The sequence below is a fragment of the Pseudomonas corni genome, assembly GCF_057128765.1.
Genome location: NZ_JBSKHW010000005.1, coordinates 60790 through 72266, shown reverse-complemented (window position 1 = coordinate 72266; position 11477 = coordinate 60790). Strand labels below are relative to the sequence as shown.

The following is an 11477-nucleotide window of genomic DNA, read 5'->3' as shown; positions in this document are numbered from 1 at the left end:
TGATCGCAGCGGCCAATGACTATTTCTGTAGGAGCCAACTTGTTGGCGAGACATGCAACGCGGTCTGCCTGATGCACCGCCTCGCGGGCAAGCGCGCTCCTACAGTGATCGCAGCGGCCAATGACTATTTCTGTAGGAGCCAACTTGTTGGCGAGACATGCAACGCGGTCTGCCTGATGCACCGCCTCGCGGGCAAGCGCGCTCCTACAGGGATCGCAGCGGCCAATGACTATTTCTGTAGGAGCCAACTTATTGGCGAGACATGCAACGCGGTCTGCCTGATGCACCGCCTCGCGAACAAGTTCGCTCCTACAGAGTTGCTTCATCACCTCCAATAACAACAAGGTGCGAGCATGACCACGACACGATTGACCATGGCCCAGGCCCTGGTGAAGTTTCTTGATAACCAGTACGTCGAAGTCGACGGCGTGCAGAGCAAATTCGTCGCCGGGGTGTTCACCATCTTCGGTCACGGCAATGTGCTGGGCCTGGGCCAGGCGCTGGAACAGGACAGCGGTGACCTGATCGTGCACCAGGGCCGTAACGAGCAGGGCATGTGCCACGCCGCCATTGGTTTCGCCAAGCAACACCTGCGGCGCAAAATCTACGCGTGCAGCTCCTCGGTCGGCCCCGGCGCCGCCAACATGATCACCGCTGCAGCCACTGCATCCGCCAATCGCATTCCGCTGTTGTTGCTGCCCGGCGATGTCTACGCCAGCCGCCAGCCTGACCCGGTGTTGCAACAGATCGAGCAGTTCCACGACCTCAGTATCAGCACCAACGACGCTTTCAAAGCTGTGAGCAAATACTGGGACCGAATCAATCGCCCCGAGCAACTGATGAGCGCGGCATTGAACGCGATGCGCGTGCTCACTGATCCGGCCGACACTGGCGCTGTGACCCTCGCGCTGCCGCAAGACGTGCAGGCCGAAGCCTACGACTACCCGGACAGTTTTCTGCAAAAGCGCGTGCACCGCATTGATCGTCGCCCACCGAGTCAGGCCATGCTCGACGACGCCTTGGCGCTGCTCAAAGGCAAGCGCAAGCCCTTGCTGATCTGTGGTGGCGGCGTACGGTATTCCGGCGCAAACGCAGCATTCCAGGCATTCGCTGAGCGCTTCGATATTCCCTTCGCTGAAACCCAGGCGGGCAAGAGCGCCATCGTTTCCGCCCATCCGCTGAACATGGGCGGCATCGGCGAAACCGGCAGCCTGGCGGCTAACACGCTGGCCAAAGAGGCAGACTTGATAATCGGCGTCGGCACCCGCTACAGCGACTTCACCACGGCCTCGAAATGGCTATTCCAGAACCCCGACGTGCAGTTTCTCAACCTCAATGTCGGCGCCTTCGACGTGCAGAAAATGGACGGTGTGCAACTGCTGGCCGATGCCAGGGTTGCGCTGGAAAGTCTGAGCGATGCACTGGATAAACATGACTATCGCGCGGCATGGGGCGATCAGCCCAAAGATGCCAAAGCGGCGCTGGAGGCTGAGGTAGACCGGATTTATTCGATCCAGTACGAAACTCAGGATTTCAGCCCGGAAATCAACGATCACATGGACCCGGCTGTGCTGCGCGAATTCATCGAACTGACCGGCTCCTGCCTCACCCAGAGTCGCGTGCTCGGCGTTCTCAATCAGAGCCTGCCGACGGACGCGGTGATCGTCGCTGCAGCGGGCAGTCTGCCAGGGGATTTGCAGCGGGCGTGGCGCAGCACCGGGGTCGATACCTATCACGTTGAATACGCCTATTCGTGCATGGGTTATGAGGTGAATGCGGCGTTGGGCGTCAAACTGGCCGCGCCCGAGCGTGAGGTGTACGCGCTGGTGGGTGATGGCTCCTACATGATGCTGCACTCGGAGTTGGCGACCTCGATCCAGGAGCGGCGCAAGATCAACATCGTGCTGCTGGACAACATGACGTTCGGTTGCATCAATAACCTGCAGATGGGCAACGGCATGGACAGCTTCGGCACTGAGTTCCGCTTCCGGAATCCCGAAACCGGGCTGCTGGACGGCGACTTCGTGCCGGTGGACTTCGCCATGAGCGCGGCGGCCTACGGCTGCAAGACCTACAGGGTGAGCAACGAGGCGGAACTGGAAGCGGCGCTGATCGATGCACAAAAACAGACTGTGTCGACGCTGATCGATATCAAAGTGCTGCCCAAAACCATGATCCACGGCTACCTGTCGTGGTGGCGGGTGGGGGTGGCTGAGGTGTCGACCAAGGGCGCAACAGCGCAGGTTTACGAGAAGTCGCAAACCGAGCTGGCCAAGGCCCGCAAGTATTGAATCTTAAGTCCATCGCTGGACCCGTGGGAGCGGACCTGTCCGCGAAGAGGCCGGTGCATTCGACGCAGCTGCAGCGTCCGCGCTTAAGTCTTCGCGGACAGGTCCGCTCCCACGCGATTGCGGCCTGGCGCAATTAATCGGGGGGCGATTAGACCCCAATTGAATGAACAAGGAGATACGGATGAAAATCGGATTGGTCGGCTACGGCAAAGGCGGGCGCTATTTTCATGCGCCGCTGATCGCCAGCTTGCCCGGCGCAACGTTTGCCGGGGTAGTCACGCGCTCCCCGGAACGTCGCCAGGAGCTTTCCCGGGATTACCCCAAAGTCCCGGCGTTCGACACGCTGGCCGACATGGTCGCTGCCGGTATTGAAGCGGTAGCGATTTCCACGCCCTTGGCCTCACGCGAAGCGCTGATCCTGGAAGCCATCGAACTCGGCGTGCCGGTGATCAGCGATAAACCGTTCGCCAATGATGCCAAACAGGCGCAAGCGCTGGTGGACGCTGGTGCACGACAAAATGTCCCGCTGGGCGTGTATCAGAACCGGCGCTGGGATTCGGACTTTCTCACAGTACGCAAACTCATTGATCAGGGGGCGCTGGGCAACATCACCCGCTTCGAGTCCAGGGTGGAGCGCTACTCGCCCAATTCGGTGGGCAAGCCTGCTGGCGGCGGAATGTTGCGTGATCTGGGCAGCCATCTGGTCGATCAGGCGCTACTGTTATTCGGACCGGTGAAGCGGGTGTACGCCGAGCTTGAATTCGCCGGGCCCGATCAGCCCGTCGACCATGGGTTCTTCGTCTCGCTGACCCACGCAAATGGGGTGGTCTCGCACCTGTGGGGTAATTGCCTGCAGAACGCCCAGGGGCCGAGGTTTCGCGTCAATGGCTCGCTTGGCTGTTACAGCGTCGACGGTCTGGACGGGCAGGAAGAAGCAGCGCTGGCAGGGCTGTCACCCAAATCCGAAGGCGAGCGCTGGGGTGTGGAGGAGCATCGCCGCTGGGGTTGGTTCGAACAAGGTGAGCATCGCGAGCGCGTGCCGTCCGAACGCGGCTGCTGGCCCGAGTTCTATCGGCTGTTTCATGAGGCAGTAGAACGTGGTGGACCGCTGCCGGTGGATGCGCAAGAAGCCGTGAAGTCAGCGGTGATTCTGGATGCGGCGCGCACCAGTGCAATGGAAGGGCGGGTGATTGTGTTGTGAGTCGCCTGTCTGTAGCAGCGAATTTGCTCGCGAGAGGTGCAACAGGCGCAGCGGATGAGTGGGGCGCCCCAACGCTTCGCGAATGAATTTGCTCCTGCAGGGATATCAGTTTTCTTAAATAGAAATAAATTCTAAAAGCGGTTGAATTAGAAATTATTTTCCAATAGAGTCATTTCCAGGTTGCCGACTATCGACGTCCAGACCTGATGCCGGAGCCTTCCAGCGCCAGGTCAGACGTACGACACAAAAACAAGAAAGCCAAAAACAGGTACCGTCGATGAATATCTTCAGATATGCCAGCAGCATCAAACCCGCCATTGCCGTCTTCTTCGATAAATCCCTCGAAACCGTTGCCCATGTGCTGTGCGTGCAAAGCCACGGCGTGATGGTGTGCGGTGCTCATGGAGGGTCGGTCGCGCATTTCTCGAATCCCCACTTTTCCAAACCGCTGTCTTCAGGTCACGAAAACTCCCTCTGACCAGACCCTTTGAACAATCAACAGTCGCTACCCAATTCACGACAACAACAAGAATGTGGAGACAGACCGTTCATGAATATCAAGCTTCGTTTCACCTCTCTGGCCCTGGCATTGATGCTGAGCAGCGGCGCGACACTGGCCGCTGACCTGAAAATCGGCGTGGCCATGTCGCAATTCGACGACACCTACCTGACCTACATGCGCGAAGACATGGGCAAGAAAGCCAAGGACATGGGCGGCGTTGACCTGCAATTCGTCGATGGCCGTAACGATGTGAACAAGCAGCTCGATCAGGTGCAGGAGTTGATCGGCAAGAAGGTCGACGCGCTGATCGTCAATCCGGTAGATACCGCCGCCACCGGGCGCATTACCAAGCTTGCTACTGCTGCAGGAATTCCGCTGGTCTACGTCAACCGCCGCCCCGATGATCCGAAACTGCCAGCGGGCGTCGCCTCGGTGACGTCCGATGACAAGGAAGCGGGCCGCCTGCAAATGGAATACCTGGCCAAGAAGATGGATGGCAAAGGCACCATCGTGATTCTGTTGGGTGAGCTGTCCAATAACTCGACCCGCGACCGCACCGAAGGCGTGAAAGAGATTCTGAAAAAATACCCTGACATCAAAATTGCCGAAGAGCAGGAAGGGGCCTGGGGACGGCAAAAAGGCATGGACATCACCAACAACTGGCTGACCCAGGGCCGCGACTTCAGTGCCGTGGTCTCCAACAATGACGAAATGGCGATTGGCGCCGCCATGGCCCTGAAGCAGGCGGGCAAGAAGCAGGGAGACGTGTTGGTCGCCGGGGTCGACGGCACACCTGACGGCCTGAATGCGGTGACTAAAGGCGATCTGACGGTTTCGGTGTTTCAGGACGCCAAAGGCCAGGGTGAAGGCTCCATCGATGCCGCTGTGAAGATGGCGAAGAAGGAAGCGCTGCCCCAGCAGGCCATCGTGATCCCCTTCAAGCTGATCACGCCGGAAAACGTCAAAACCTTCAAATAAGAACCGACGTGCCGGGGCAGGGTGCGCTGCCAACGTCCCCGGCCACCGTCGCGTGAGGAGCCTGTGATCATGTTCGCTTCAGCTACTGCTTCGAATTCTGCCAGAACCGATGCCGGTGCCGACGCTGCCGCGCTGGGTGCCGAGTCGCCTTATTTGCTGGAAATCGTCAACGTCAGCAAGGGCTTTCCCGGGGTCATTGCGCTGGACCAAGTGCAGTTGCGCGTTCGGGCTGGCAGCGTGCTGGCACTGATGGGCGAGAACGGCGCGGGCAAATCGACGCTGATGAAAATCATCGCAGGCATCTATCAGCCTGATACTGGCGAGATTCGTCTGCGGGGCAAGCCGGTCACCTTCGAGACGCCACTGGCAGCCCTGCAATCGGGCATCGCCATGATCCATCAAGAGCTCAATCTGATGCCGCACATGAGCATCGCCGAGAACATCTGGATCGGCCGTGAACAGCTCAACGGCTTTCACATGGTCGATCACCGGGAAATGCACCGTTGCACCGCAGCGCTGCTGGAGCGCCTGCGGATCCATCTTGATCCTGAAGAGTTGGTGGGCAATCTGAGCATTGCCGAGCGACAGATGGTCGAGATTGCCAAAGCGGTGTCCTATGACTCCGACGTGCTGATCATGGACGAACCGACTTCGGCCATCACTGAAACCGAAGTCGCGCACCTGTTCTCGATCATTGCCGACCTGCGCGCCCAAGGTAAAGGCATCATCTATATCACCCACAAAATGAATGAAGTGTTCAGCATCGCCGATGAAGTGGCGGTGTTCCGTGATGGCGCCTACATCGGACTGCAGCGCGCTGACAGCATGGACGGCGACAGCCTGATTTCGATGATGGTCGGCCGCGAAGTGACGCAACTGTTCCCCGAGCGTGATACCCCCATTGGCAAGCTGTTGCTGTCGGTGCGCGACCTGTCGCTGGATGGCGTGTTCGACGGCGTGTCGTTTGACCTGCACGCCGGAGAAATTCTCGGCATCGCCGGGCTGATGGGCTCTGGCCGCACCAATGTGGCTGAGACCATTTTCGGCATCACCCCCAGCACCCGGGGCGAGATTCAGCTGGACGGTGTCAGCGTCCGGGTCAGCGATCCGCACTTCGCCATCGAGAAGGGATTTGCTCTGTTGACCGAAGATCGCAAGCTCACCGGTCTGTTTCCCTGCCTATCGGTCCTGGAAAACATGGAAATGGCCGTGCTGCCCCATTACGCCGGGCGCGGCTTCGTCCAGCAAAAAGCCCTGCGCGCCCTCTGCGAAGACATGTGCAAAAAACTGCGGGTCAAGACGCCTTCGCTGGAGCAGTGCATCGACACGCTGTCTGGCGGCAACCAGCAAAAAGCGCTGCTGGCGCGGTGGCTGATGACCAACCCCCGCATTCTGATTCTGGACGAGCCGACGCGTGGCATCGATGTCGGCGCCAAGGCCGAGATCTATCGGCTGATCGCCTTTCTCGCCAGCGAAGGCATGGCGGTGATCATGATCTCCTCGGAACTGCCGGAAGTCCTCGGCATGAGTGACCGGGTGCTGGTCATGCATGAAGGCGAACTGATGGGCACTCTGGACCGCGCCGAAGCGACGCAGGAACGGGTCATGCACCTGGCGTCCGGCAATTCTGTTCATTGAAAGAGTTGCTCACCGACATTGCTGTGCGCCTGGGCTGTTCAACGGCACACACCTTAGAAGAACAAGAAGGATTCATGAAAATGAACGCGATTCTAGATAACAAACCCGCCACGGCGCCCAGCAAGCACAAACGCCGGCTGCCCACAGAGCTGAGCATCTTCCTGGTACTGATCGGGATTGGCCTGATTTTCGAACTGTTTGGCTGGATCGTTCGAGACCAAAGCTTTCTCATGAATTCTCAGCGCCTGGTGCTGATGATCCTGCAAATGTCGATTATCGGCCTGATCGCCATCGGCGTGACCCAGGTGATCATCACCACCGGTATCGACTTGTCGTCGGGCTCGGTGCTGGCGCTTTCAGCAATGGTCGCGGCGAGTCTTGCGCAGTCCTCTGAATACACGCGGGCGGTGTTCCCGTCGTTAACTGATTTGCCGGTCTGGATACCGATTCTTGCGGGGTTGGGGGTCGGGCTGCTGGCAGGGGCGATCAACGGCAGCATTATTGCCATTACCGGGATACCGCCTTTCATCGCGACGCTGGGCATGATGGTGTCGGCCCGCGGTCTGGCGCGCTTCTACACCGAAGGTCAGCCGGTGAGCATGCTCAATGATTCCTACACTGCCATCGGCCAGGGCGCGATGCCGGTGATCATCTTTCTGGTGGTGGCGGTGATCTTCCATATCGCCCTGCGCTACACCAAATACGGTAAATACACCTACGCCATCGGCGGCAACATGCAGGCGGCGCGCACCAGTGGGATCAACGTCAAACGGCATCTGGTGATCGTTTACAGCATCGCCGGTTTGTTGGCAGGGCTTGCCGGCGTGGTGGCCTCGGCGCGGGCGGCTACCGGGCAAGCGGGCATGGGCGTGTCGTATGAGCTGGACGCCATCGCCGCAGCGGTGATCGGCGGCACCAGCCTGGCAGGTGGAGTCGGGCGTATTACCGGAACTGTCATTGGCGCACTGATTCTGGGGGTGATGGCCAGTGGTTTCACCTTTGTCGGTGTTGATGCCTACGTGCAGGACATCATCAAAGGGCTGATCATCGTGGTGGCGGTGGTGATTGACCAATACCGCAACAAGCGCAAACTCAAACGCTGAGCTGTCGATGCACGGAAAAAAGGGCCTGAGCGGCCCTTTTTGCTTTCAATGGGTTTGAACCCAAGGGTTGATGCCGAGTCAGAGCCTGTCATCAACTCCGCTTTTGGGTTGACCGTGCTGGCGTATTCGCGGACAGGTCCGCTCCCACAGTTTATGTACATAGTCCGTGGGAGCGGACCTGTCCGCGAATGCGTTGGTACTGTCAAAGAAGCGCTTGTGCCGGGAACCTGGAGGCGGGTCTTCATCAATACCCACGGGGTTCTTAGGACTTGTTGAGCGAATCTTGTTCAATTGTGTTGCCGAGTAGAGAACCCGGCCTTAGACTGCCGCCCCTCGTAAATTGAGTGCCAGGTGGCGCTTGGAGACTATGGCGCTTTTATGGCTACGCTGAGCCGCTCCTTTAATTCGCCTTAATGCACGTTTTTTTTATAGAGAAATCAATGACCAAGGAAAAGTTGCTGGCGATGCCGGCCGATGACTACATGAACGCCGAGCAGCACGCTTTCTTCGTCGAGCTGTTGCAGTCCATGAAAATCGAGATCCACGCGCGCATCGAGCAGAGCCGTATTGCCATCGAAAGCCTGGATTCCCCGGCCGATCCCGCTGACGCGGCGTCGGTGGAAGAAGAGCGTCACTGGCTGGTAAATGTGATCGACCGTGATCAGCGCATGCTTCCGCAACTGGAAATGGCGCTGTCACGTATTGGCGACGATTCGTTTGGCTGGTGCGAAGACAGCGGCGAGGCCATCGGCCTGAAACGCCTGCTGATCAGCCCGACCACCAAATACTGCATCGAAGCGCAAGAACGCCACGAGCAGATCGACCGTCACCAGCGTCAGGCTTGATGTGTCTCATCTGACTGCCTTCGGGCAGTCGGATGTTCGCTTGATCCGCCAGCTCCTCCTCCTGCCGCGCACACTATTACACCTCCTGCAGTTACTCAGCTGCTTGACGGGCACTGAAATCACTTCAACCCCCGTTTGATTTCAGATGCAGCACATTGTCTTTTAAATCTCATAATTCGAAATTATGTAAGACCTCTCGCTAATGCGTGTTTATAAAGTCGCCGCTGCGTGTGGGACTTGTCTGAAGTGCTGATGGTTAGCTTGACGTTTCGCCACTAACCCGCAAGCTGTATCAAATATAACTGAATGTTATTCAGTGTTTCTATTGATTACAGTTTGCGAGGCACAGATCCATGAAAAACTTACGTAACAGTTACATCAGGCAAGAAGTTTCAAATAGCGGCCTGCTCGAAGTGACATTGCGTATCGGCGTATTCTTCGATGGCACCGGGAATAATCGAGTCAATAGCCAGATCGGAGCCGACTGCCGTGCAATGTTTGAAACCTATAACAATGTGCATATCCTGGAATGTGGGGGCCGCCACTCAGACCCCAACAGCAGCTACAGCATTGCTCTGACCAACGTTGCCCTCCTGGCTGATCTGTACCGCCAACAACCGACCGCGAACAATTCAGGCATTGGGCTCAAGGCGTATCATTCAATTTATGTCAGCGGCATTGGTACAACTTCGGGCGGTCGTGATTCGTTTATATCCGGTCAGAGTATGGGGCGGGGTCACACTGGTGTAGTTGCCAAAGTTGCACGCGGTGTCGAAAAGATAAGCAAAGTCATGTCTGAGTTTTCCTCTCATAATCCCGGCTGCGCCATTGCTGCGCTAGAGTTGGATCTATTTGGTTTTAGCCGGGGTGCCGCCGCTGCACGTCATTTGGCTAATGAAGTTTTGAAACAAAATAAGGGATTACTTAACGGTATCATCAAGCAACGAAAGTTGCCGTTGAGTCCGCAGTTCAAGTGGGCCAATGGCTGCATCAGCCTCAAACTGATCGGGCTGTTTGATACGGTGGCAGCGGTTGGAGGTGTTTCGGACATGGGTAACGTCAGTGACTCGATCAATAAAAGGGTCAATCTGTTCCTGCCGCCCGGTTGCGCTGAGGAAGTCATTCATCTTGTAGCGGGGGACGAACTGCGGCGCAACTTCTCACTGAACAGTATTGCTCCTGGCTGGACCAAGGAGATTACCGTACCGGGTGCGCACTCCGACATCGGTGGCGGCTACCCGGTGCAAACCCATGAAAAGGTATTGCTGACGCGACCCCGGCGCAGCGTCGTGAGCCTGCGCACCCTTAGCGAGGACACTGATGCCTGGCGCGAGACTCAAGCCGAGTTCGATCGCATTGACCCCGTTGAATGGCTCGACCCCCGGGATACAGACGCATACATGCGCGTAACGTGCTGGGAGAGTCACATCCCGTCCCTTCGCAGCGTGAAGGAAGTGTGGGCGGCAGTGAGTCTTGAACGACGGGTGTTTGGGCACCTTTCGGGAGTCTATCTGCGGCTGATGCATGCGTTGGCCACTGAGCAGGGTGTGCCGTTTGGGGCAATTCCCGACGCTCTGATTTCCAGTGTGCCGCCGGAATTACGAGCCATTGCCTGTAAGTTGATCGAACAAGGCCAAGCCGGGAAGATTTCGCTGACAGATCATGAAGCGCGGGTGTTGTCTCGTGGCTACATTCATCGATCTGCACATTGGAAAGCGCTGGGAGGCATATCGGGTCTTTGGAGTGACAGCATGTTTGTGCATGCGCCAGCGGCGGGCGGAAGGATAAGGTTTCCAACCGCGGACAGCCGGGCTATCCGCAGTAGCTGGGTAACGGCGCCGGAGGCCGGACGATTATTTGGCTTCGTGCAGAAGCACGTTCAACTCGTCCACCACTGGCGCCCATTCTGCATCCAGCATCAGTTCGCCCTTGAGAAACTTCTGCTGCTGAGGGGTCCAGAAATCGGCCTCGGAAACTTTAACGTCGTCGGGTAGCGGACCATTTTTGTCAACAAAAGCGTCGATGCTGGCTTGATCCGAATCAAGGCCAAGCTGTTCGAACAATGTTTCAAGTGTCGGCGTAGTGAGTTCCATGTCATCTCCTCGTCGGGCTTGCGGCCCGCACTGGCGTATACGGTATGTTCAGCCCTGTGCTGCATGTGAGTCGAGGCCATCACAAGAGTTCTATGCAGTTACGCTCCGGCGTGAGGCGGCCAGGCCTGTTGACACTGCAAAGACATCGCGATCAACACCTCAAGCCATGCAAATCCGAGCTATAAAGGACGAAAGGTATATATCGCGGATGGACTGCGAGCCGGTAGAATCCCCTTCGTGCCAGCGCCCGGCACTCGGGCGCATCGTTGGATCGCTATCATTTCTGTTGCCTGGCGCCATGGCCGGGTGGGGTCTTTTTCAGGTTGGGAGTTTGCACATTGGCAGTAAGTAATCTGGACACCCATGCTCTTTTTGTACTTGGTGATCTGCGCGCAAAGTTGGTTAAACAGTTCCAGTCCCGTTTTGTCTATGTGCTGGAGCAGTCTCCCGATGGCATCTACATGTCGGAAATCGACACCGAGACCGCATTGGTCGTCGATGACAAGCCGCGTCTGGAGCTCAAAGTCGGCGATCATTTTCGCGCCGCCGTGTTGCCCAGCCGCGAAGGCGGCAAGTTCGAATTGAAGTTTCGCGAAATCAAGATGACCGTTTATGGCCTGGGCGAATATGCCTACGTCGACACCCCAGACGGCCATGGCATCGTTTTCAAGGAGTCGCACACCATTTTCATGGTGTTCGCGGCCAACGAGCAGATTGTTACCGGTCTGAGCAAGATCCTGAAAACTGCATCAGCCAAAGCGGCGAAATGGCGCAAAGGCGAACTGGTTTTCAAGCCCAGCGAGTAAGTGATTGAATCTGTAGGAGC

10 protein-coding genes and 1 pseudogene are annotated in these 11477 nt (G+C 57.5%); 10 read left to right on the top strand and 1 reads right to left on the bottom strand.

Annotated elements, in window-relative coordinates; genetic code table 11:
- From ACWKV9_RS10545 to ACWKV9_RS10505, 9 genes and pseudogenes are all read left to right on the top strand, one after another.
- The coding region (locus ACWKV9_RS10545) for a hypothetical protein (protein ID WP_483836059.1) at positions 1 to 338 on the top strand (338 nt) is incomplete at its 5' end.
- A gap of 15 nt (positions 339 to 353) precedes the next feature.
- On the top strand, positions 354 to 2291 hold the full coding sequence (gene iolD, locus ACWKV9_RS10540) for a 3D-(3,5/4)-trihydroxycyclohexane-1,2-dione acylhydrolase (decyclizing) (RefSeq protein ID WP_483836058.1): 1938 nt from the start codon (positions 354 to 356) through the stop codon (positions 2289 to 2291).
- Positions 2292 to 2472: 181 nt separating this feature from the next.
- Entirely contained in the window at positions 2473 to 3492 is a 1020-nt protein-coding gene (locus ACWKV9_RS10535) for a Gfo/Idh/MocA family protein (RefSeq protein WP_483836057.1), read from the top strand.
- Positions 3493 to 3769: 277 nt separating this feature from the next.
- The gene (locus ACWKV9_RS10530) at positions 3770 to 3970 is read left to right on the top strand and encodes a hypothetical protein (RefSeq protein WP_483836056.1); all 201 of its coding nucleotides are present in this window, start codon (positions 3770 to 3772) and stop codon (positions 3968 to 3970) included.
- Between the two features lie 72 nt (positions 3971 to 4042).
- Positions 4043 to 4972, top strand: coding sequence for a sugar ABC transporter substrate-binding protein (locus ACWKV9_RS10525; protein WP_483836055.1), 930 nt, complete (start codon positions 4043 to 4045; stop codon positions 4970 to 4972).
- 69 nt (positions 4973 to 5041) lie between these two features.
- The gene (locus ACWKV9_RS10520) at positions 5042 to 6610 is read left to right on the top strand and encodes a sugar ABC transporter ATP-binding protein (protein WP_483836054.1); all 1569 of its coding nucleotides are present in this window, start codon (positions 5042 to 5044) and stop codon (positions 6608 to 6610) included.
- A gap of 80 nt (positions 6611 to 6690) precedes the next feature.
- A complete protein-coding gene (locus ACWKV9_RS10515) occupies positions 6691 to 7713 on the top strand; it encodes an ABC transporter permease (protein ID WP_483836053.1) in 1023 nt (340 codons plus the stop codon).
- Between the two features lie 440 nt (positions 7714 to 8153).
- A complete protein-coding gene (locus ACWKV9_RS10510) occupies positions 8154 to 8558 on the top strand; it encodes a TraR/DksA family transcriptional regulator (protein WP_483836052.1) in 405 nt (134 codons plus the stop codon).
- Positions 8559 to 8911: 353 nt separating this feature from the next.
- Positions 8912 to 9757: pseudogene (locus ACWKV9_RS10505) on the top strand (DUF2235 domain-containing protein); the annotation flags it as partial.
- Positions 9758 to 10411: 654 nt separating this feature from the next.
- Here ACWKV9_RS10505 and ACWKV9_RS10500 read toward each other — a convergent pair.
- Positions 10412 to 10651 (bottom strand): DUF2789 domain-containing protein, encoded by a 240-nt coding sequence (locus ACWKV9_RS10500; RefSeq protein ID WP_483836051.1) that lies wholly within the window; start codon positions 10649 to 10651, stop codon positions 10412 to 10414.
- Between the two features lie 338 nt (positions 10652 to 10989).
- On the opposite strand from ACWKV9_RS10500, the gene ACWKV9_RS10495 reads away from it, so the two are divergent.
- The gene (locus ACWKV9_RS10495) at positions 10990 to 11457 is read left to right on the top strand and encodes a hypothetical protein (protein ID WP_483836050.1); all 468 of its coding nucleotides are present in this window, start codon (positions 10990 to 10992) and stop codon (positions 11455 to 11457) included.
- Positions 11458 to 11477: the final 20 nt, after the last annotated feature.